At 59.9% G+C, this 22,232-nt stretch carries 19 protein-coding genes and 2 rRNA genes; 5 read left to right on the top strand and 16 right to left on the bottom strand.

What is annotated here, in order from left to right:
- Window positions 1-201 precede the first annotated feature (201 nt).
- Window positions 202-534 (bottom strand): Rv2175c family DNA-binding protein, encoded by a 333-nt coding sequence (locus tag ICL81_RS10040; RefSeq protein WP_353055495.1) that lies wholly within the window; start codon window positions 532-534, stop codon window positions 202-204.
- A gap of 104 nt (window positions 535-638) precedes the next feature.
- On the opposite strand from ICL81_RS10040, the gene pknB reads away from it, so the two are divergent.
- The gene (gene pknB / locus ICL81_RS10035; RefSeq protein ID WP_353055494.1) at window positions 639-2,582 is read left to right on the top strand and encodes a Stk1 family PASTA domain-containing Ser/Thr kinase; all 1,944 of its coding nucleotides are present in this window, start codon (window positions 639-641) and stop codon (window positions 2,580-2,582) included.
- A gap of 70 nt (window positions 2,583-2,652) precedes the next feature.
- Here pknB and ICL81_RS10030 read toward each other — a convergent pair whose 3' ends face one another.
- Both ICL81_RS10030 and ICL81_RS10025 read right to left on the bottom strand, forming a co-directional pair.
- Window positions 2,653-3,984 (bottom strand): class II 3-deoxy-7-phosphoheptulonate synthase, encoded by a 1,332-nt coding sequence (locus tag ICL81_RS10030; RefSeq protein ID WP_188034827.1) that lies wholly within the window; start codon window positions 3,982-3,984, stop codon window positions 2,653-2,655.
- 135 nt (window positions 3,985-4,119) lie between these two features.
- The gene (locus ICL81_RS10025) at window positions 4,120-4,803 is read right to left on the bottom strand and encodes a lysophospholipid acyltransferase family protein (RefSeq protein WP_188034757.1); all 684 of its coding nucleotides are present in this window, start codon (window positions 4,801-4,803) and stop codon (window positions 4,120-4,122) included.
- A 146-nt stretch (window positions 4,804-4,949) separates the two neighbouring features.
- Between ICL81_RS10025 and ICL81_RS10020 the strand changes: the two genes are divergently transcribed.
- Window positions 4,950-6,749, top strand: coding sequence for an AMP-dependent synthetase/ligase (locus tag ICL81_RS10020; protein ID WP_188034756.1), 1,800 nt, complete (start codon window positions 4,950-4,952; stop codon window positions 6,747-6,749).
- 107 nt (window positions 6,750-6,856) lie between these two features.
- Here ICL81_RS10020 and def read toward each other — a convergent pair whose 3' ends face one another.
- Complete coding sequence (def, locus tag ICL81_RS10015; RefSeq protein WP_188034755.1) at window positions 6,857-7,348, bottom strand: peptide deformylase; 492 nt, start codon at window positions 7,346-7,348, stop codon at window positions 6,857-6,859.
- A 138-nt stretch (window positions 7,349-7,486) separates the two neighbouring features.
- Here def and ICL81_RS10010 point away from each other — a divergent pair, with 138 nt between their 5' ends.
- On the top strand, window positions 7,487-8,314 hold the full coding sequence (locus ICL81_RS10010; protein WP_353055493.1) for a ParA family protein: 828 nt from the start codon (window positions 7,487-7,489) through the stop codon (window positions 8,312-8,314).
- Between the two features lie 122 nt (window positions 8,315-8,436).
- Here ICL81_RS10010 and ICL81_RS10005 read toward each other — a convergent pair whose 3' ends face one another.
- From ICL81_RS10005 to ICL81_RS09990, 4 genes are all read right to left on the bottom strand, one after another.
- Window positions 8,437-9,012, bottom strand: a complete 576-nt coding sequence (locus tag ICL81_RS10005) for a MerR family transcriptional regulator (protein ID WP_223160675.1) — start codon at window positions 9,010-9,012, stop codon at window positions 8,437-8,439.
- Window positions 9,013-9,150: 138 nt separating this feature from the next.
- Window positions 9,151-9,828 carry a MerR family transcriptional regulator gene (locus ICL81_RS10000; RefSeq protein WP_188034753.1) on the bottom strand — a complete coding sequence of 226 codons (678 nt, stop codon included), beginning with the start codon at window positions 9,826-9,828 and terminating at the stop codon, window positions 9,151-9,153.
- Window position 9,829: 1 nt separating this feature from the next.
- Entirely contained in the window at window positions 9,830-10,294 is a 465-nt protein-coding gene (locus tag ICL81_RS09995; RefSeq protein WP_188034752.1) for an FHA domain-containing protein, read from the bottom strand.
- Window positions 10,295-10,419: 125 nt separating this feature from the next.
- A complete protein-coding gene (locus tag ICL81_RS09990) occupies window positions 10,420-11,862 on the bottom strand; it encodes an XRE family transcriptional regulator (RefSeq protein WP_251382080.1) in 1,443 nt (480 codons plus the stop codon).
- 217 nt (window positions 11,863-12,079) lie between these two features.
- Between ICL81_RS09990 and aceA the strand changes: the two genes are divergently transcribed.
- Complete coding sequence (aceA, locus tag ICL81_RS09985; RefSeq protein WP_188034750.1) at window positions 12,080-13,372, top strand: isocitrate lyase; 1,293 nt, start codon at window positions 12,080-12,082, stop codon at window positions 13,370-13,372.
- 51 nt (window positions 13,373-13,423) lie between these two features.
- The gene (gene aceB, locus ICL81_RS09980) at window positions 13,424-15,070 is read left to right on the top strand and encodes a malate synthase A (RefSeq protein ID WP_188034749.1); all 1,647 of its coding nucleotides are present in this window, start codon (window positions 13,424-13,426) and stop codon (window positions 15,068-15,070) included.
- A gap of 42 nt (window positions 15,071-15,112) precedes the next feature.
- On the opposite strand, the gene mnhG is transcribed toward aceB, so the two are convergent.
- The 8 genes from mnhG to ICL81_RS09940 form a co-directional block, all read right to left on the bottom strand.
- Complete coding sequence (mnhG, locus tag ICL81_RS09975; RefSeq protein WP_188034748.1) at window positions 15,113-15,469, bottom strand: monovalent cation/H(+) antiporter subunit G; 357 nt, start codon at window positions 15,467-15,469, stop codon at window positions 15,113-15,115.
- Window positions 15,462-15,797 carry a monovalent cation/H+ antiporter complex subunit F gene (locus ICL81_RS09970; RefSeq protein WP_188034747.1) on the bottom strand — a complete coding sequence of 112 codons (336 nt, stop codon included), beginning with the start codon at window positions 15,795-15,797 and terminating at the stop codon, window positions 15,462-15,464. The genes mnhG and ICL81_RS09970 overlap by 8 nt, the downstream gene beginning before the upstream one ends.
- Window positions 15,794-16,360: a Na+/H+ antiporter subunit E gene (locus ICL81_RS09965; RefSeq protein WP_188034746.1), complete on the bottom strand. Its 567-nt coding sequence runs from the start codon at window positions 16,358-16,360 to the stop codon at window positions 15,794-15,796. The genes ICL81_RS09970 and ICL81_RS09965 overlap by 4 nt, the downstream gene beginning before the upstream one ends.
- Window positions 16,357-18,018: a Na+/H+ antiporter subunit D gene (locus ICL81_RS09960; protein ID WP_188034745.1), complete on the bottom strand. Its 1,662-nt coding sequence runs from the start codon at window positions 18,016-18,018 to the stop codon at window positions 16,357-16,359. The genes ICL81_RS09965 and ICL81_RS09960 overlap by 4 nt, the downstream gene beginning before the upstream one ends.
- A complete protein-coding gene (locus tag ICL81_RS09955) occupies window positions 18,015-18,494 on the bottom strand; it encodes a Na(+)/H(+) antiporter subunit C (RefSeq protein ID WP_188034744.1) in 480 nt (159 codons plus the stop codon). The genes ICL81_RS09960 and ICL81_RS09955 overlap by 4 nt, the downstream gene beginning before the upstream one ends.
- Complete coding sequence (locus ICL81_RS09950; RefSeq protein WP_353055505.1) at window positions 18,491-21,442, bottom strand: Na+/H+ antiporter subunit A; 2,952 nt, start codon at window positions 21,440-21,442, stop codon at window positions 18,491-18,493. The genes ICL81_RS09955 and ICL81_RS09950 overlap by 4 nt, the downstream gene beginning before the upstream one ends.
- A 386-nt stretch (window positions 21,443-21,828) precedes the next feature.
- Window positions 21,829-21,945 (bottom strand): 5S ribosomal RNA (rrf, locus tag ICL81_RS09945).
- A 167-nt stretch (window positions 21,946-22,112) separates the two neighbouring features.
- A 23S ribosomal RNA gene (locus tag ICL81_RS09940) occupies window positions 22,113-22,232 on the bottom strand; the annotation flags it as partial.

Genomic DNA, 22,232 nt, shown 5'->3' with positions numbered 1-22,232 from the left:
ACCCTGACCAGCGCATCCGCGCCGAGCGGTCAACCCCTCGAAACGGGCCCGTTCTCCCGAGATCCACCTTTTCAACCGACTGCAACTACCTTTTTCGGCAGAAACACCCGATCTCGCGGGGTTGGGGCAGACGGCGCGTCGGCGATCCGCCAAAACAAAAGCCCCGTCGCACAGCGTGCGACGGGGCCAATATGAAAGTTATTAGAACGCGAGTCCCTGGGTCGCGCGGCGCACACCGGCCTTACGGCCGAGTCGCAGCTCGTCAATGGGACGGGCGTCAAGTTCCTCGTTCGGCGTAAGCATCCACTCAACAGCTTCGGTCTCCGTGAAACCAGCGTCCAGCAGCACAAGCGCGGTGCCGCGCAAGCCAACGACGGGCTCGTCGTTGAGAACGAATTCCTCTGGAACGCTGAGCACGCCGTCAACGCGCACGGCGAGGAGGTATCGCTCCTCAATCATCCGGCGTACACGACCCGGAGTCACGCCAAACATCTCTACAAGGTCGGGAATTGCCAAATAACGTTGATCACTCACAGATACAACTTTGCCACTCGTCTCCCAATGACGCAATTAGAGCAACGCGCGGAACCCGCGGCGCGCATGCCAAAGAACGTGCGATTGTTCCATAGACTTTGACAGTGACCACCCACCCTACGGACCCGCTCATCGGGCAAACCTTTGAGGACCGCTACACGATCCTGTCGAGGATCGCCCGCGGCGGCATGGCTATGGTCTATCTCGCTGATGACATCAGACTGCATCGCAAAGTTGCGGTCAAAGTAATGCATCAGCACCTCTCTGAGGACGAAAACTTCACCAAGCGGTTCGACCGCGAGGCGCGCAGCGCTGCCCAGCTGTCACACCCAAACTTGGTCAATGTTTTCGATCAGGGGCAAGATCTCGGTCGCTCGTACCTCATCATGGAGTATCTTCCGAGCATCACGCTTCGCGATCTCCTAAAGAGCCGCAAGAGTCTCACGCTCGATGAAACGCTCGAGATTTCTGAAGCAGTGCTTGCCGGCCTCGCTGCGGCCCACGATGCGAGCATCGTGCATCGCGATGTCAAACCAGAAAACGTCATGCTCGTCGATGACGGTCGTATCAAGATCGGTGATTTCGGTCTCGCTCGCGAAGTCAGCGCGAACACGACGACCGGTCAGGCACTGCTCGGCACGATTGCGTATCTCTCCCCCGAGCTCGTGACCCGCGGCATTGCCGACGCCCGGAGTGATCTCTACGCCTTCGGCATCATGCTCTACGAGATGCTCGTCGGGGCGCAGCCCTTCACCGGCGACCAGCCGATGCAGATTGCCTATCAGCACGCGCACTCCACCGTGCCGCGCCCGTCCGAGGCATCGGCAACGTCGACGCCAGCAATTGACGACTTCGTCGTTTGGCTCACTCGTCGCACTCCAGAAGAGCGACCGGCTGACGCCGGCGTCGCGCTTGAGGTGCTGCGTGATCTGCGCGCGGATCCGTACCGCACGCCCGACACCCTCGTACTCCACGAACTGCCTGAGGCAGACAATCCGACGCCTGCGACAACAGTCCTCGATCCCGTCGCCGCAGAGCCGCTCGCTGGAGTCACCCCGATTTTCGTCGAGAACCACGCGAACGAGACGCCTTCCCCGACATCTCCCGCGACCCCGATCGCTGCAGCGCAGCAGAGCGCAGAACGCCGCCGCCGCCGCGGCCGTACCGTTGCCCTGGCCAGCGCCGCCACCATCGTGATTGCAGGCGGTCTCGGCTTCTGGTTCGGCCAGGGCCCTGGTTCGCGCGTCATTGTTCCGAGCTTTGTCGGCGAGACGCCTGCGGCAGCAGAGCAGATGCTCGAAAGCCGCGACCTTGTCATGCAGACGGCCGAGTGCTCGAGTCTTGACATACCCGTTGGCAATGTCGTCAGTTCCATTCCCGAACCAGGGACCCGCGTAGACCGCGACTCTACGGTTGAAGTGTGCTTGTCAACTGGGCCTGAGCAACTCCCGATCCCCTCGGTCGTTGGCCTCACGACTGACAAGGCAAAGACTGCGATCACCGATGCGCGTTTCACCTTTGGTGAGGTCGTCGATACCCGCTTCGATGAGGCCGCGGCAGGCACAGTGCTCGCTGCCCTCAATGAGGCAAAAGAGGTCGTTGGCGAAACCCTGCCTGAACAGAGCGTAATCAACCTTGTCGTGTCTGCTGGCCCGCTCCCAAACATCGTCGGCATGGAAGAAAACGAAGCCGTCAAAGCGCTTGAGGATGCAGGACTCGTCCACGACGACTCTGACGACTACGAGGCGTACGATCCCACGATGAAGGAAGGCCGCGTGCTTTCTGTCCGAATGAGCGCGGATCCGGTACGCCCTGGTGACTCCTTCTCGATCACGCTGTCACTCGGTCCTGAGCTTTTCGAGATCCCCGACGTTCAGGGCGAAAGCGTAAATGAGGCCCTCGAGACGCTGCGCGGCGCCGGCTTCGAGGTTGATACGGGCGTAATCCCCGAGGGCATCGCGGGCGATCTTGTCGAGGTCAAGGGCACGAAACCCAAGGCTGGCAGCAAGCATCCCGCTGGAACGAAAGTGGCGCTCAAGTACATTTAGGCCATGTACTTGAGCGCCATCTCGGCGCGCGCCCTATTGGTACGCGCCGAGCGTCGAAACGCGTGTGGTCTTAGACCGAGCGCTTGAGTTCTTCTGCGACCTGGAATGCCAGTTCGAGTGACTGGTGGTGGTTTAGGCGGGGATCGCACACCGACTCGTAGCGAGTCGCGAGACCCTCTTCGTCAATGTTCTCCGCACCGCCGAGGCACTCGGTGACGTCATCACCGGTGAGCTCAACGTGTACGCCACCCGGGAATGTGCCTGCCTCGCGGTGCGCTTCGAAGAAGCCAAGCACTTCGTCCATGACGTCTTCGAACCGACGAGTCTTGTATCCGGTCGACGAGGTGATGCCGTTGCCGTGCATCGGGTCGGTGATCCACAGCGGAGTCGAACCCTCACGCTTAACGCCCTCAAGGATGCTGGGCAGAACGTCGCGGATCTTGCCAGCACCCATACGAGTGATGAAGGTCAGGCGACCGGGCTCGCGCTCGGGATCGAGCTTGTCCATGAGGCGCACTGCGTCCTCAACGGTGGCGGTCGGGCCGAGCTTCACACCGATCGGGTTGCGCACCTTCGACAGGAAGTCAACGTGTGCACCATCGAGCTCGCGCGTACGCTCACCGATCCAGAGCATGTGTCCTGAGGTGCCGTAGAGCTCACCGGTACGTGAGTCGATGCGCGCGAGCGGACGCTCGTAATCGAGCAGCAGCGCCTCATGGCTCACGTAGAACTCAGTCTGCGAGAGTGCGGCGTGATCAACCTTGCACGCTTCCATGAACCGGAGCGCACGATCAATCTCGGCCGCGAGAGACTCGTAGCGCTGGTTTGCAGGGTTCGCGACAAAGCCGCGGTTCCACGCATGCACCTGGCGCAGGTCTGCGAAGCCACCGTGCGTGAACGCGCGGATGAGGTTCAGGGTCGAAGCCGACACATGGTAGCCCTGCACGAGTCGCGAGGGATCAGCGGTGCGCGATGGCTCAGTGAAGTCGTAGCCGTTGACGAGATCACCGCGGTATGCCGGCAGCGTGACACCCTCACGGGTCTCCTCGTTACTCGAGCGCGGCTTTGCGAACTGACCAGCCATGCGGCCGACCTTGATCACCGGAAGCGACGCACCGTATGTCAACACGACGGCCATCTGCAGCAGCGTCTTCACGCGATCGCGAATCTTGTCAGCAGTAGCCGCTTCAAAGGTCTCAGCGCAATCGCCACCCTGCAGCAGGAATGCCTTGCCCTGTGCTGCTTCGGCGAGGCGAGCACGGAGCGCGTCAACCTCACCGGCAAAGACCAACGGAGGCTGGGTGCCGAGTTCACGCTTTGCGGCGTCGAGAGCGTCGAGATCCGGCCAGCTGGGCTGCTGCTTGGCCTCAAGCTTCAAATAGTTATCGAGCTCCGCGAAGATTTGCTCATCGGTAACGTTTTGCTGTCGACCAGTCACGTTCTCTGCTCTCCTTGGTGCTCAAAGACATTTGAAATCAACGCGCAGACACAGATGTCAGCTATGCGTTTCCCTCAGCCTAGTGGGAGCGCTGAGGTTTTAGCGCACTGGGGCGCGGTTGCGTACGCTCGAGGCGTAGACGTCCTCATATTCCTGGCCGCTGAGCTTTTGAATCTCAAGCATGATTTCATCCGTCACACTTCGCAATACGAAGCGGTCGGCAGACATGCCAGCGAAACGGCTGAAGTCGAGAGGCTTACCGATGACCGTGCCGATCCGCCGAATGCGAGGGATCTTCACGCCGATCGGCATCGCCTTCTCGGTATCGATCATGACCGCGGGAACGACGGTCGCGCCAGACTCAAGCACGAGACGTGCAACGCCCGTGCGTCCGCGATAGAGCTTCGCGTCAGGGCTACGAGTGCCTTCGGGATAGATGCCGAGCACATCGCCGCGCTCCAGTACAGAAAGACCAGTGTTGAGCGAGGCCTCTGAGGCTTTGCCGCCTGAGCGGTCAATCGGCAGCTGGCCAACGCCAAGCATGAACGATTTCACGAACCAGCCCTTGAGACCTTTGCCGGTGAAGTAGTCACTCTTCGCTAGGAAGTACACACGGCGGTCAACCATGACGGGAAGCACGAAGGAATCGATCACCGAGAGATGGTTACCCACCAGAATGACCGGACCGCTCTCAGGGATGTTCTCTGAGCCCTCGACCCACGGACGATAGATCGTCTTCAGCAGTGGGCCGATAAGTAGGTGTTTAAAAATCCAATAGAGCACAGTCGACGGCATCCCTTCCTCGCTGCTTCCAAGGATACAAGAGCCCTGGCGGAATACGGCCATACATATAAGCTGTATCCAATTACGCGGGCGAGTATTAGCAGATTCGTCCCATTACGGAACACACGCCGTCCCAAGGAGTTGCCGTGAAACAAGCCGAAACCCCAGCACTGGTCCCGTCTTCACCGGAGACCAACATTGCCGATCTTCTTGAGAAGCGTGTTGCGCTCACCCCCGACCGCGTGTTGTTCGCAACGCCAGACGGTGTCGGGGGCTGGAATGACATCACGGCTTCGGCGTTCCGCCGCCAGGTTGTCGCTCTCGCAAAGGGATTTGTTGCGAGCGGCCTCCAGCCAGGCGACCGTGTCGCGTTCATGACCAAGACGAGTTACGAGTGGACACTCGTCGACTTCGCTCTGCACTACGCCGGCGTCATTATGGTGCCCGTGTACGAGACTTCTTCCGCGCTGCAGCTGCACTGGATTCTGCAAGATTCGGGCGCACGAGGGCTGATGACGGAAACTGAGCATCAGGCTGCGCGCTTCCACGAGGTGCAATCTGAACTCCCAAACCTCGATCTCGTCTGGCGTCTCGACCGTGACGCGCTTGCTGAACTGTTCAACGCCGGCGCAGAGGTACCCGATGCCGAGATCGACCGACGCCGTTCTATCGCCGTCGGCGGCGACATGGCTACGCTTATCTACACCTCGGGGTCGACGGGTCGGCCCAAAGGTTGCGTACTCACGCACTCGAACTTCGTTGACCTTTCGAACAACGCTTCGGCAGGCCTCAGCGAGGTCGTGCAGCAGCCCGGCGCTTCTACCCTGCTGTTTGTGACGCTCGCGCACGTATTCGCGCGCTTCATTTCGGTGCTCGCAGTTTCAGAGGGCGTGCGCGTCGGCCACCAGGCTGACACCTCAAAGCTGCTCCCTGCGCTTGGCACGTTCCACCCGACCTTTATTCTCGCGGTCCCCCGCGTGTTCGAGAAGGTGTACAACTCAGCAGAACAGTCGACCGAGGCTGATGGCAAGGGCAAGATCTTCCGCGCGGCAGCAAAGGTCGCAGTGGCGCACTCGAAGGCGTTGGATGAGGGCAAGGTTCCATTCGTTTTGAACGCCAAGTTCAAGCTGTTTGACAAGCTCGTCTACGCGAAGCTCCGTGAGAAGCTCGGCGGCCACGTCACCTACGCCATCTCAGGCTCTGCACCCCTGAGTAACTACCTTGGCCACTTCTACCGCAGCCTCGGCGTCAAGATTCTCGAGGGCTACGGTCTCACCGAGACCACGGCGCCAGTGAGCGTGAACCTGCCAGATCACTTCAAGATCGGCACAGTCGGACCTGCCCTGCCTGGCCACACCATTCGCATTGCTGATGACGGAGAGATCCTTGTCAAGGGCTTCGATGTATTCAAGGAGTACTGGAAGAACCCTGAAGCGACCGCACAGGCATTCACGAGCGACGGCTTCTTCCGCACAGGCGACCTCGGTTCACTCGATGACGAGGGCTACCTCACGATCACCGGCCGCAAGAAAGAAATCATCGTCACCGCGGGCGGCAAGAATGTCTCCCCTGCAGCGCTTGAGGACCCGATTCGCAGCAACACGATTGTCGGGGAGGTCGTCGTCGTTGGCGATCAGCGCCCATTTATCGCTGCCCTCGTCACGCTCGACCCCGAGATGCTTCCTGCGTGGCTCACAAACAACGGCGAAGATGCAAATATGTCACTCGCCGAAGCGTCACGCAATCCAAAGGTTCGGGCCGAGATTCAGAACGCGGTCGATCGCGCAAACCTATACGTCTCGCGAGCTGAGTCGATTCGCAAGTTCACGGTACTGCCGATGACCTTCACCGAAGAGAACGGCCATATTACGCCGAAGCTCAGCATCAAGCGCGACGCGATTTTGCGCGACTTCGCTGACGAGATCAACGCAATCTACGAACACTAAGGCCGCCTGGCACTGACACCGGCAAAACGCACTGTGGGGCGGCACGATATGACTCGTGCCGCCCCACAGTGCGTTTACCAGTGTTGGCGCGGATCGCCAACCCAGAATTAGAACCAGGTTGATGTGCGGATCTGGCGCATCGCCTCACCACGAGCCTCACGCTCGAGACGCGAAATGTAGAGCTTGCCATCGAGGTGATCGCACTCGTGCTGGAGTGCTTGCGCCATGAGACCCTCACCGCGGATCACCACGGGGTTCCCATCAAGGTCGATACCGCGTACCGACGCACGCGGGTATCGCAAAACGTCAAACCAGAGATCAGGAACCGACAGGCAGCCTTCACCAGTCGGCACGGGTTCACCCTCAAGGTCGAAAAGCTCAGGGTTCAACACGTAGCTCACCTTGCCATCAATGTGCAGGCTGAACGCGCGCTGCGTGTAGCCGATCTGCGTCGATGCCAAACCTGCCCGACCATCAAATGCAACGGTATCGACGAGGTCCTGCACCATGGCGCGAACGCCCTCGTCGATCGTCTCGATCGGAGTGCAGACCGTACGCAGCACCGGATCACCAAACACGCGAATTTCGCGGATCGCCATACCTTTGAGCTCCTCCTGTGAACCACGGAAAGTCCACCGTACGATGCTAAGCCATCAGTTACGCGTAGAGCGATTCCAATCAGTTTTCATCCCGCTCACACCGAGATCAAGTAGACTGTCAACGTGCATGTATTGAGTGTGAGTTCCCTCAAGGGCGGCGTAGGCAAGACAACGGTGACCCTTGGCCTGGCTTCTGCTGCGTTCTCGCGTGGTCTACGTACCCTGGTTGTCGACTTCGACCCCCAGTCCGACGTATCGACTGGCCTCGCAGTAAATCCCGCAGGTTTCTCCAACGTCGCTGACGTTCTCGAGAGCCCAAAGCCCGCAACTGTTCGCGCTGCGATCGCGCCGAGTGGCTGGAATGGCTTGCACGAGGGAGGCAAGGTCGACCTGCTCGTCGGCAGCCCCTCAGCCATCAACTTTGACGGCCCCCATCCTTCGACTCGCGACATCTGGAAGCTTGAAGAAGCGCTCGCTTCGCTCGAGTCCGAGTACGATCTCGTCCTCATCGACTCGGCTCCCTCGCTGAACGCACTGACGCGTACTGCGTGGGCCGCGAGTGACCGTGTCATCATCGTGACCGAGCCAAGCCTGTTCGCTGTCGCAGCTGCAGACCGCGCACTTCGCGCAATCGAAGAGATCCGCCGTGGCGTCAGCCCGCGTCTCCAGCCGCTTGGCGTTTTGATCAACCGGTCGCAGCCGCAGTCGCAGGAGCACCAGTTCCGCATCCGTGAGCTACGCGAGATGTTTGGCCCGCTCGTACTGAACCCGCAGCTCCCAGAGCGTCCTGCACTCCAGCAAGCGCAGGGTGCCGCAAAACCCGTTCACCTGTGGCCAGGCGAGGCTGCACAGGAGATGGCTGCGAACTTTGACCAGGTACTTGACCGTGTTCTGCGCGCCGCAGAGATCGAGGCACCCGCTGCACCGCAGCGCGGCGCTACCGAGACCGCTGTCGCCGAGGGCTAGAAGCCAAACGCTTTCTAGCCCCGTTGGGCATCACAGAAAGGCCCCGCACTTCGACCAGAAGCGCGGGGCCTTTCTCTTGCAGTTCACAGTGCGGCGAGGTGCCTCACAGCGCTGCAGAAAACCTAGGAGATCTTGCGGCGTGACTTGCGGCGCACCGCAAGTTCATCAACGGGGTCAGACTCGCCCTTTTCACGGTGGTCGTCCATGTCTACGAGCGTGGTCTCAACTTCACGGAGCACCTTGCCAACAGCGATACCGAACACGCCCTGCCCCTGGCTTACCAGGTCAATAACCTCGTCACTCGAGGTGCAGAGGTATACGCCAGCGCCATCACTCATGAGCGTCGTCTGCGAGAGATCATGTACACCCGCTTCGTGCAGCTGCTCGACGGCGGTACGAATCTGCTGCAGCGAAATGCCGGTATCGAGCAGTCGCTTCACGAGCTTCAATACGAGAATGTCCCGGAAACCGTAGAGACGCTGCGAGCCGGAACCCTTCGCGCTACGAACAGTCGGCTCAACGAGACCGGTACGAGCCCAGTAGTCGAGCTGGCGATAGGTGATCCCAGCGGCACGAGCCGCCACGGCACCCTTAAACCCGCCGTCGGTGTTCGGCTTGGGTAGACCGTCATCGAACAGGAGATCAGCACCCAGCGAACTGAAGTGCATTCCTTCGACTGAAGGCTCCGATTGCTCCATGACGATCCTTTCGGGTGGGGTGGACACAGTCAAAGGTATCCCTGCTTTTCTCACCGCGCAACGACCGCCACGCGGCAATATTTCCCACCCACGGTTCAACGGGTTTTCACCCGCGATTTCCCGCGAATTTTTGCCCTGTTAAATATCGCTCAACGCTCGTCGCAACACGCCAGAGCGAACCGCTTCGAGATCTTCCGCAAGCGCGAGGGCAGCTTCATGCCCAGCATGCGCGCCCGCGTTCCCGAGTCGGGCCGCAACGCCGCGCTCAATAAGCTCGGCATCACGTTCAGCCGCGATCCGCATTGCGCGAAGGTGGCGCGGGCCAAGACCCTGCTCCGCGAGACGCACGAGTGCCGTGAGCTGAGCGATGCATTCGAAGGGGAACACCTCTGCAGCTGGCAGCAGGCCAGCTGCGATCACCTGACCGAGGAATCGCATGTCGGTACCAGCTTTGCGGCAGAGCTCATCACTGCTGAGCACGAGTGTTGGAGCGAGCATGCTCGACACGCTTCGCTCGGTTGCGCCTGGGATGACTGGGTCTCCGCCAGCATCGAGCTCTTCAAGGATGTCAGCAATGACCTTGAGCGGAAGATAGTGATCACGCTGCAGAGTCAGCACGAGACGTACCCGCTCGATGTGCTCCTGAGAGAATTTGCGGTAGCCCGACTTGGTGCGCTCGGGCGCGACAAGGCCTTGCTCCTCCAAGAATCGCAGCTTTGACGGAGTGAGGTCCGCAAAGCTCTCTGAAAGTACCGAAAGCACCTGCCCAATACTGAGCAGGCGCTCCGGCTGCTCGCGGGCAACCGCGACGGACACGCTAGATCAGGTCCGAAAGGTCGAAACGTGAGGCGAAGAACGTGAAGCGGTACTTACCGACCTGTACCTCATCACCATCAGCGAGTTCACGTGCCCCAACGATGCGCGTACCGTCACAGTACGTGCCGTTCAGCGAGCCCAGGTCGGCCACGAAGAACGTAGTGCCTTCGCGCGTGAATTCCGCGTGACGTCGCGAGACGGTCACGTCGTCAAGGAAAATGTCTACCGCGGGGTGACGTCCAGCGACGGTGCTTGCCTGATCAAGCAGGAAGCGAGCGCCCTGGTCAGGGCCGCGGCGAACCACGAGAAGGGCCGCACCCGAGGGCAGGGCTTCGACCGCTTCACGCTCATCGACCGTGAGGTCGGTAGCGCGGGCACGAATCATCGCGCCAAGGTCATCTCGGAATTGCTGCGTTGCACGCACCTCAGTGTCGTCTGCTGCGCGCTGGCGATTTTCGCTGCTCATGGCTTCACCATTCCGATCTCGTCGCTCGAACTCGCACCGCGGGACTCCGTCGATGCGTTGCACCCTCTACGCTATCGCAGGCGAGTAGCTGGGCGCACCCCACAACACCATTTATCACGGACATATTACGGAATATTTGTTGCCGCGCGCTCGTGGGCCTCCAAGAACGCAAATACTTCGTGGTTATCAACACCAGGAAATGCCCCGGTTGGCAGCGCAGCAAGCAGGCTTGTCGGGGTGGCGGCTTCCGGCCATGCAAGGTCGCGCCACTTCTCAGTGAGCTCGGGCGAGGCCATCCTGCAGCAGCGATCGTCTGGGCAGTTGGACGCGGTCCGATGCGAGGTGTCTCTCCCCCGGAACCACTTCACATCCTCGAATCGCACGCCAGCACTGACCGAGTACAGCCCTTCCTTCGCTTTTTCAACTCGTGATGTACACCAGTAGGTACCGCCACTCGCCATGTCCGTGTACTGGTACCAGGGATTGAACCGATCTGGCTGCGCAAAGATCGTGCGGGCGGTCCAGTTGCGGCAGATCATGGCACCCTCGAGATTGCCGAGCGCGTCTGACGGGAATCGCACGCCGTCGTTTTCATACGCCTTGATCAAGGTTCCCGACTCATGCACTTTGGTGAAGTGCACTTCAAGGTCCAGGTGACTCGTAGCAAGGTTTGTAAAGCGGTGCGCGGCCATTTCGTACGACACCGCGTAGGCGTCGCGAAGATCCTCCATGGAGATATCGCGCGCCGCCTTCGCTTCCTGCAGCGTGCGCAGCGTCGACTGTTCAGGCAGCAGGATCGCACCAGCGAGATAGTTTGACTCGACCCGCTGGCGGAGGAAGTCACCGTAGCTCTTCGGCTCTTCATGGCCACACACGATGCCTGCCAGCGCCCGCAGAATCGGTGCGCGTGCGTCGCGTGAAGGCAGCGTGCTGCTCAAGTAGATTCTGCCATTGCGGCGATCAATCACGGATCTTGTCGAGTGCGGCATCCCGCCCACATAGTGCAGGCTGAATCCCAACTGTTCCGCGATTCCAGAAACCGTTCGTTGAGACACGGGCCCCTCGGTATATCCTTCCCGCTCCAACAGCTCGCGGGCAATATGTTCCAGGTCTGGGTAATAGTTATTGAGCGCACGCATCTCTGAACGCAACTCGGTGTTCGCACGCCGCGCTTCCTCCGGCGTCGCTGCCCGCTCACGGTGCACCCGCTCAACTTCCTGGTGCAGGCCAAGAATCGCTTTCAACACCTCATCACTCGCGGTCTTTGAGACGCGGATCGGCTGCAGCCCGAGCGCCTGAAACACCGGGCCGCGCTGTGCTCGCTCTACGGCGATCTCAAGCGCCGCGCGCTCGCTCGGCGCTTCCTCACTGAGTAGCTCATCGAGCGATGCGCCGAGCGCTGCCGCTATGGCGCGCAGGAGCGGCAGGTGCGGCTCACGTTTGCCATTTTCAATAGCAGAAAGCTGCGAGGGGGCCCGATCCACGCGCTTTGCAAGATGGTCAAGTGTCATGCCGAGTTCCATTCGACGTTCGCGAATGCGTCGGCCAAGCACGAGCGCGTCACTCATCTCAGTTATTGAAGGGTCTGGGCTTACTGACGGCATTGTCAGGTCCTTTCGTTCAGGCTTCCCCTCATCGTGACAGCATCACGAAAGTTTGCGCAAGCAGAAATATTGCGATTCTTCACCCAACCAAACCGATATTTCCCCCGTACATTGCACGCAAGATGGGGGTACCGCACAGAAAACCCTCTCACTTTCAGCGGGCTAACCGAAGGAGCACATCGTGACGAACGACATCGCAAGGGCAGTAGAGCTCGAGCAGGACTGGGCAACGAACGCACGTTGGCAGGGCATCACCCGCGACTACACAGGCGAAGACGTTGTGAAGCTCAGCGGCCGCGTACAGGAAGAACACACGCTCGCCCGCCGCGGTGCAGAAAGGCTCTGGAAGCAGCTCGCTGAGGAGGCTGCCACCGGAGACTACACCAACGCGCTCGGCGCCCTCACCGGCAACCAGGCAGTTCAGCAGGTCAAAGCCGGCCTCCGCGCCATCTATCTTTCGGGCTGGCAAGTTGCGGCCGACGCCAACATTTCGGGCCAGACCTACCCAGATCAGTCGCTCTACCCCGCAAACTCAGTACCCCAGGTCGTGCGCCGCATCAACAACGCGCTGCTGCGCGCCGACCAGATCGAGTTCTCGGAAGGCATCCACACGGTTGAGGATTGGCTCGCACCGATCGTCGCGGACGCGGAGGCAGGCTTCGGCGGCCCACTCAACGCATACGAGCTCATGAAGTCAATGATCGCTTCGGGCGCAGCGGGCGTTCACTGGGAGGACCAGCTCGCGAGTGAAAAGAAGTGCGGCCACCTCGGTGGCAAGGTCCTCATTCCGACCCAGCAGCACATCCGCACCCTGAACGCAGCCCGCCTCGCTGCCGACGTGGCAGATGTACCGAGCCTCATCATCGCTCGTACCGATGCGGAGGCAGCAACCCTCATCACCTCCGACGTCGATGAGCGCGACCGCCCATTCATCACCGGTGAGCGCACCGCGGAAGGCTTCTTCAAGGTCGAGAATGGTCTCGCGCCCTCGATCGCTCGCGCGAAGGCATACGCACCCTACGCAGACCTCATCTGGATGGAGACCGGCACCCCCGATCTCGAGCTCGCTCGCGAGTTTGCTGAGGCAGTCAAGAAAGACTTCCCCGACCAGATGCTCGCGTACAACTGCTCGCCCTCGTTCAACTGGAAGCAGCACCTCGACGATGACACCATCGCAAAGTTCCAGCGCGAGCTCGGCGCAATGGGCTACACCTTCCAGTTCATTACCCTGGCTGGTTTCCACTCACTTAACTCGTCAATGTTCGACCTCGCTCACGGCTACGCCCGAAACGGCATGTCGGCGTACGTCGAACTCCAGGAGCGTGAGTTCGCTGACGAGGCTCGCGGCTACACCGCGACCAAGCACCAGCGTGAGGTTGGCACCGGATACTTCGATGCGATCTCGACCGCACTCAACCCCTCGGCATCGACCCTCGCGCTCGTGGGCTCGACCGAGGAAGGCCAGTTCCACTAATCCCCGCTTGCTCAGCAACGCAGACACTTACCGCATAGAAACGGACAGATCATGACCACCATGCAGGCGGCCGCGCCGCAGCGCACCGCCACCAACTCCGGCCCCCGCATCGAGGTGCTCGGCCGGCCACAGCCACGATTCGATGAGATCCTCACACCAGAGGCACTCGAGTTCGTCACTGCCCTCCACGAGAAGTTCGCAAGCACCCGCCACGAACGCCTTGCAGACCGCCAGCGTCGACGCTACGAAATCGGCAACGGCCGCGACCCGAAGTTCCGTGCGGACACCCAGCTCATCCGCGAGGATCCGAGCTGGCGGGTCGCGGGTGCTGGTCCTGGTTTGGAAGATCGCCGCGTCGAGATCACGGGGCCAACCGACCCCAAGATGACGATCAACGCGATGAACTCCGGCGCCAAGGTGTGGCTCGCGGATCAGGAAGATGCCACGAGTCCCACCTGGCACAACGTCATCGGCGGACAGCTTTCGCTCTACGACGTGATCCGCGAACAGCTCGAGTACACAAGCCCCGAGGGCAAGCAGTACCGTGTGACGGCCGAGCAAACTCCGACAATTGTGATGCGCCCCCGCGGCTGGCACCTGGTCGAGAAGCACATGCGCTTCGTTGACGCGCAGGGTCAAGCCGGGGCGGCTTCTGGCAGCCTGGTCGACTTCGGCCTCTACGCCTTCCACAACGCTCGCGAGCTCATCGCTCGCGGCCGCGGCCCGTACTTCTACATTGCCAAGCTTGAATCGAGCGAAGAAGCAAAGCTGTGGGACGACATCTTCACCTACACGGAGCAAGAGCTCGGTCTCGCGCATGGAACGATCCGCGCAACTGTGCTGATTGAGACGCTACCCGCAGCGTTTGAGATGGAAGAAGTTCTCTACGTCATGCGCGACCACATCGCCGGTCTCAACGCAGGTCGCTGGGACTACATCTTCTCGATCATCAAGAACTACCGTGGCCGCGGCGCACGCTTCGTGCTCCCCGACCGCAGTGAAGTCACCATGACCGTGCCGTTCATGCGGGCCTACACGGAGCTGCTCGTGAAGACGTGCCACAAGCGCGGCGCACACGCTATCGGCGGCATGAGCGCGTTCATCCCGAACCGTCGTGACCCAGAGGTCACCGCACGTGCCGAGGAGAAGGTCACGGCTGACAAGCGCCGCGAGGCCACCGACGGCTTCGATGGCACCTGGGTGGCGCACCCCGACCTCATTCCGGTCGCACGTGCGGAATTCGATGCGGTGCTCAGCGATCGCCCAAATCAGGTGGATCGTCAGCGCGATGACGTTGAGGTTACCGCTGCGCAGCTCCTTGACGTTCACATCGGACGCGACATTACTGAGGCTGGCGTTCGCGAAAATGTGTCGATCGGCATCCGCTACATCGAGGCGTGGTTGCGCGGCCTTGGTGCCGTCGCCATCGACAACCTCATGGAAGACGCCGCAACCGCCGAGATCAGCCGCTCGCAGATCTGGCAGTGGATCCACCAAGACCAGACCACTGCAGAGGGCACGCGCATCACCCGCGCATGGGTCCAAGAGCTGCTTGACGAAGCCGTCGCTGGCTTCGAGCGCTTCGATGGCGACCGCTATGACGCGGCAGCTGAACTCTTCGCGGAAGTCTCGCTCGGAGACGATTTCCCGACGTTCCTCACGCTTCCTGCTTACAGCAGGTATTTGGTAGACGCGTAACCATACGCGTCACGGCAAACGCCGAGGCAGAACCGGTGCTGGTTATGCCTCGGCGTTTGCGCGTTCAATGGCTGGTTCGAGCTCGTCAAGTACGAGACTCTCATCGTCGAGCTCTCCGGTGCGGTAGGCCGCACGACCGACCATGTGCGCGGCAACAGGCGCCGTGAGCGACTGGAAGACAAAGACCGGCACCAATGCAAATAGAGTCATAAATGACTGCTGCTCGAGAGCGATCGCGAGAATCACGAGTAGCAGGCCAAAGATCTGCGGTTTCGTTGCAGCATGCAACCGGCTCAATACGTCAGGGAACCGCAACAAGCCAATGCCTGCAGCCACCGAAAGGATGGCGGCAACCAGCAAGCAGCACATCGAGATGACGTGGAGAACATCTTCAATCATGAGTGACTTCTCCTTCGGGAACCGATGGTTCGATCGGGGTTGCTTGCGAGGTCTCGAGCTCTGCCTTACGACGCACGAACTTCGCCACCACGATTGTGGCAAACGTTGCGGTTGCTGCGATCACGATCATAAGCGGGACCGTGTGCGTGTGACCGCGCACCACCATATCAACGCCCAGAGCCAGCATGACCGTCGTGAGTAGCACGTCGGACGCAACCATACGGTCGAGGATTGAAGGACCTCGCATGATTCGGATGATAGCGGCGAGGGCCGTAAGCGAGAGGCCGGCGCACACTGCGATCAGCATGATCATCGTGAATGTGGTCATCGCACCTTCCCCATTTCTTCCTTCGACCCTGCCGCCAGGATGAGCAACCGTTCAATTCGAGCAACCTCTGCACGCATTGCGGCAACCTCTACCCCGGTCGGCGTATCGATCGCGTGGAGGTACAGCGTGGATCGGTAGCGATCAACCTCAACGACGAGGGAGCCAGGAATGAGCGAAATCGTCAGCCCCACCATCGTGAGGATGAAGTCAGACCTGGTGCGTAGAGGTACCTCAATGATTGAGGTCTTCGGGGCGGGCCCAGGCTTCACCGAGAGCCATGCCACGTTCCAAGAGGCGATGGCAAGCTGTGAGAAAAAGTGCGCCAGATATCGGATCGCCCACCACAGGTTGAATCGACCAGCGAGGTCAACCGGCGGTAGATAAAACACTCGCATCGCGACGAAAGCAACGACGAGACCGCTCACCGCTGACAGCAGCGAAATTTCACGCCAGAGCATCATCCAGAGAATGACGAGGCCAACAATGAGGGGAATCTCGTGCAGGCGGATCCGCCACTCAATGCGACGTGCGTTTCGCTCTGCTGAACGCTTCGCTGAATTCAATGGGCACCTCCCTCATCGGTCGATGTAGTCTCGCCTGAGCCACCCGGCAATGCGGGGTCGCCGTTCAACACCTGCTGCACGATCGATTTAGGCGCCATAAGGTCGTTGCCACCGCGTTCCGCGTACGCCATGAGCGGGCCGGCAAACACGGTGAGCAGAAGACTCACGACGACCATGCCAGCTGTCGCGCCGGTCATGAGCTTCGGAATGTCCTTTTCTTCCTGCGTCGGCTGTGCGTCGGGAGCGTCCTGCAGCTGTTCGAACATCTGTTCTTCACGACGACGCAGAATCATTGCCTCGGTCGATGGCTGCTTGGCGCTGCCACGATCCGCGTCCTTACGCGCCTTGGGGCGCCAGAACGCAAGCACCCAGGTGCGTGCGAGAGCGTACAAAGTCAAGAGCGATACGAGGGTTCCGATACCGATGAGCCAGTATGCGCCGGCTGAGCCTAACTGCGCACCCGCGGTGAACAGACCGATCTTGCCGATGAAGCCGGAGAACGGCGGGATCCCGCCAAGGTTCAACATTGGAATAAAGAAGAGCACACCAATGACGGGCGCGGATCGCAGCACGCCACCGAGCCCCGACAGCGAAGTCGTGCCACCGTGCCGTTCAAGCAGGCCCACTGCAAGGAACAACGTCGTCTGCACGATGATGTGGTGGACCATGTAGTAAATCGTGGCCCCGAAGCCGAGACCAGTCGCCATGCTGATGCCGAAGATGAGGTAACCGATGTGGCTGATCAGCGTAAAGGAGAGGAGTCGCTTCACATCGAGCTGCGAGATCGCGCCGAGAATTCCGACGAGGAGGGTCAGCCCCGCGATCACCATGAGGAGGCGGTCGATACTCGACTCAGGAAACAGCTGCGTCTGCGTGCGCAGAATCGCGTAGACGCCCACCTTGGTGAGCAGGCCAGCGAAGACCGCGGTCACGGGAGCCGGAGCCGTCGGGTACGAGTCAGGCAACCAGAATGCGAGCGGGAACACTGCCGCCTTAATCCCGAACGCAATGAGCAACAGCAAGTTCAATATGAGCTGGACATCATCGGGGAGCTCTGCGATCCGCACCGTGAGCTGGGCCATGTTCACCGTGCCGGTCGCGCCATAAATGACTCCGATTGCGGCAAGGAACAGGGTCGAGGACACGAGCGACACGACCACATACGTCACGCCGGCGCGGATCCGCTGCGCGGTACCGCCGAGCGTAATCAACACGTAGCTGGCGACGAGCAAGATCTCGAAGCCAACAAAGAGGTTGAACAGGTCGCCCGCGATGAAGGCGTTGAAGACGCCCGCGCCGAGGACCATGTAGGTCGGGTAGTAAATCGAGACCGGTGTCTCATCGTCACCATCGGCAAAACCCTGGCCGATCGAAAACAGGAAGACCGCGAGCAATACGACCGCAGACACAGCAATCATGATCGCCGACACGCTGTCAATGACCAGTGAGATGCCAAACGGGGCGGCCCAGCCACCGACCTGCATGATGAGGGTGCCGTTCTCATGCACCAAGAACATGAATGCAATGCCAATGACCAAGACTGCGGTCAGGACCAGCAGGGTAATGCCCTGCTGGATTCGGCGGCGGCCAGGCAACGCCAACGCGAGGGCAGCACCAGCGAGCGGGATCAGGACGACGAGCGGGACAAGCTGAATCATGCGTTGCGCTCCCCCGTCACGAATCGATCCCGGCCGTCAGAATCTTCTGGCGTCTCATCTTCGAACTCAGGTGCGTCCTCGAGGTCTTCGTCAGTGAGCTCCTCAGTTGTAAGCATCTCTGCGTCAGCAAGACCGAGATCCGCTTCATCGTCTTCCAGGCGGTCATGTGCGCCCTGCGCGAGACGCCAGGAACGGTAGATCAACGCAAGCAAGAACGCACTCACTCCGAACGTGATCACGATTGCTGTCAAGATGAAAGCCTGCGGGAGCGGATCACTCATATCTTCAGCAGCTGTGCCGTCGGCAATTGGAGCATCACCAAACGACCCAGACATCAGGAAGATGAGCAAGTTCGTCGCATTGCCCACCATCAGGAAGCCAAGCAGCAGACGAGTGAGCGCACGGTCGAGCATGAGGTAGATGCCGCACGCGTACAGCACCACCATCACAAGTACCAGAATGAGTGGCATTGTCATCGTGTCTTCACCTCCGTTGCGGTCGTGTCAGTTGTTCGAGTCTCTTCGGTCGGGGCATCATCATCCGATAAGTCTTGGCCGGAATCGAAGCCAAACTCTTCGTCTTCTTCTTCGTGCTCGTCGATCTCTGCGCCGAGGCTTCGAATCACGTCAAGAACGAGCCCGAAGACCACGAGGTACACGCCAACGTCGAAGAGGGTTGAGGTAACGAACGGCAGCGTGCCGAATGGACCAAGATCAACATCTACCCAAGCCGAAGCAAGCGCGGCCTGCCCGAAGAACATCGGCAGGATCGCCATGGTGACGGCAAGCGCGAGCCCCGTACCGAGGATGCGACCAGCATCAAGCGGGACCGTTGCCCTGAGCTCATACCGGCCACCGGCCAAGTACCGCGCGACGAGAGCAAGACCTGCGACAAGACCGCCTGCGAACCCACCACCCGGCAAGTTGTGGCCTGCAAGGAGCAAATAGATCGACAGGATGATGAGGGCGTGGAAGATCAGGCGAACCACGACCTCGAGAATGATCGAGCGGCGATCCGGATCAAGCATTCGACCTGAAAGAAGCCAGCTCAGACGACGCTCGGGATCCTTCGGATCAATCACGCGCATCATGTGGTCTTGCACAGCGCTGCGCGCTTCACGGCGGCTGAGCTTTGGCTTTGTATCGACGCGAGTGCTCAAGAAGACGAGAGAAGCAACGCCAGTGGCGGCTGCGAGCACTACAGAAAGCTCACCGAGCGTGTCCCAGCCGCGGATATCAACCAGCATGACGTTCACGACGTTGTGGCCGTGACCGCCATATACGGCTAGGTCTGGCAGTTGCAGGGAAATCGGTTCCGCGACTCGCGAGCCAAGCGCGATGAGTGCGACCGCGCCGAGTACCAGGCCGACTCCGATACCGATGCCAGCGCGAGCCCAACGCACCTTGACCGACGCGCGATTCCCAAAGCGAGGGGCGAGCCGACGAATGACGAGCACAAACGCGATGAGGGTGACGGTTTCAACCAGCAGCTGCGTCAGGGCAAGATCTGGAGCTCCGTGCAGCGCAAAGATCACGGCCATTCCATAGCCGGTCACACCGACAAGTAGCGCAGCCTTAAAACGAGTACGGGCTCGAAGCGAGTAAATTGCCGCAAGAATCACGATGATCGCGATGGGAATCTGTACTGGTGATGACACTAGCTCCCACTCCTGCGGCCACGGCCGCAGTGTGAGAACTGTCCCACCAACGCCGAAGATCAGCACAAGCAGAATTACCGCGAGATAGAACGGAAGTGAGCCACGCTGCGTGATCGCGGTCATCCGCACAGCAAACGCGTCGAGCCAGTGCGTGATCAACCAGTAGAAGTGCGAAGCAGACCAGCGCTCAGAGGCAGGCGGCAACTTCGCCTGCAATTTCCGTGCGGGGAAGAAGAGCAACGTGCCAAAGATCATCACTGCCAGCGAGATCCACAGTGCAGGCGTAAATCCGTGCCACAGGCTGAGGTGTTCCGCAGTCATGTCAGCACCTGGGGTGTTCGGTGCTGCCAACTGGAACACAGGATCCAAGAGCGGAGCAATGATGCCGAACACAAGAGCGATCGCTACGAACACCGACGGTGCGACGAAGAACGAGCGCTTGGGAGTGTGTGTGACCGGGGTAGGCGCACAGCCCGGTTTCGTCATGAATGCGCCCCAGAAGAAACGAATCATGTAGGCGACCGTGAGCAAGCTACCAACGAAGGCAACACTCAGTGCGATCCATGCCACTGGCTGGCGGTGCGCTGCTTCGAGAAGCTCGGTGAAGACTGACTCCTTTGCCACGAAGCCAAAGAAGATCGGGAACCCAGCCATTGAAGCAGCCGCGGCAGCGCTCACTACTGCGAGCACCGGGAACCGTTTGGAAATGCCTGAAAGCCTGCGAAGATCACGTACGCCGGTCGCATAGTCAATAATGCCAACGGACAAGAAGAGCGGGGCCTTCGCAGCGGCGTGCGCAAAGAGCATGACCAGGGCCGCAAACGTTGTCACGGGATCGCCAACCCCGACGACCATGACAAGCAAGCCGAGCTGGCTGACGGTGCCATGAGCGACAATGAGCTTTATATCGTTCTGTCGAAGCGCACGAATGCCACCGTTGAGCATCGTAATAGCGCCGAGGATCACGAGCGCCCAGCGAAGGCCTGGGACATCACTGAAACCTGGACTCAGACGAATCAACAGATAGACGCCCGCCTTCACCATCGCCGCGGCGTGCAGATACGCGCTTACCGGTGTTGGGGCTGCCATTGCTGAGGGCAGCCAGAAGTGCGTTGGGAAAATAGCAGACTTAGTCAGCGCACCGACAACCACAAGGTAGATAGCCACTGTCGTGAGCACCCCTGAAGGGGGGTTTGCGACGAGCTCACTCAACAGCGTCAGACCGGTGGAATTGACGAGCAACACGAAGCCAACAAGCATTGCCAGACCACCGAAGGTCGTCACCATGAGCGCTTGCAGTGCCGCGACATTAGCCGTACGCAGACGGAAGACATGGCCGATAAGCAGGAAGGAGAAGACCGTGGTCCCTTCCCAGAAGATAAAGAGCAGATACAGATTATCTGCAAGCACCAGACCGAGCATTGAGGTGGCGAAACCCATGAATACAGCTGCGAAACGAGGTTGGCCAATATCTGTGTCGTCGAAGTACGAAGCGCAGTAGAACAGCACGAGAGCGCCCGCACCGGTCACCAACAAGGAGAACAACCAGCCGAGGGCATCAAGCCGCAATACGATGTCTAAGCCAAGCTGCGGAACCCATGGAATGGACTCAACAAATACCTCGCCACTCAGCACGGCGGGACCGAAAGACGCGAGCACAGCGAAGACGATCGCCATGATGGCAGCAAGCACGTAGAACGCGCGGCAACGAATACGAGAAGCCAATAAGTGAGTGACGGTAGATACCAGGGCCAGCCCCAAGAGCATGAACGTCATAACACCCATAGGCGTGGCTCCCCTGCTGCCGTTACCACGGCGTAAGTCAGATCATTTTTACCAGTCTAGCGAACCCGAACCTGTCAGATACCCGTGTTACTGGGAGCGACGGCTACATCGCGACCACTTATCGCCTTTTCGGAGCCATGGGGCATCGAAATAGCAATCGTACTAGGCGCAGTGCGGCAACCCGCCAAGCCTCGGTGCGGTGGGCGTGTGCCCGGTTTTGGGTACAAAAAAGGGGCCCGCCCCTCTAGCCCCTCCCCCCAAAAAAGGGAAAGAAACCAAAGGAAGCGAACCCCCCAAAACAGTGAAAGGGAAACCCCGCCCCAGCACTCATTGCTGAAACAGTGTTCCCCTCTCACCCACCAAAAGGTGTCCGGCGGTGACCTACTCTCCCACACCCTCCCGAGTGCAGTACCATCGGCGCTGTCAGTCTTAGCTTCCGGGTTCGGAATGTAACCGGGCGTTTCCCTGACGCTATAACCACCGTAACTCTATGAACATATCAACCACACCAGAATACCCAACCCACCCACTCAAGAGCGAATCAGACATGCTGTCTGGCGTGGCTTCTCGTACATCAAGAACCACAAAGTGAACGCGAACAATATCGTTTAAGATTTTCCATACTCATGCCCCACCCATCCAAGGGAGGGAGAATATCAAGTCATCGGCTTATTAGTACCAGTCAGCTCCACACGTTACCGCGCTTCCACATCTGGCCTATCAACCCAGTCATCTACTGGGAGCCTCACAGACCGAAGTCTACGGAGATCTC

Source organism: Leucobacter sp. cx-328, assembly GCF_014530035.1.
In the GTDB taxonomy this organism is placed as follows: Bacteria; Actinomycetota; Actinomycetes; order Actinomycetales; family Microbacteriaceae; genus Leucobacter.
This window is presented reverse-complemented; position numbering and strand designations above follow the sequence as displayed.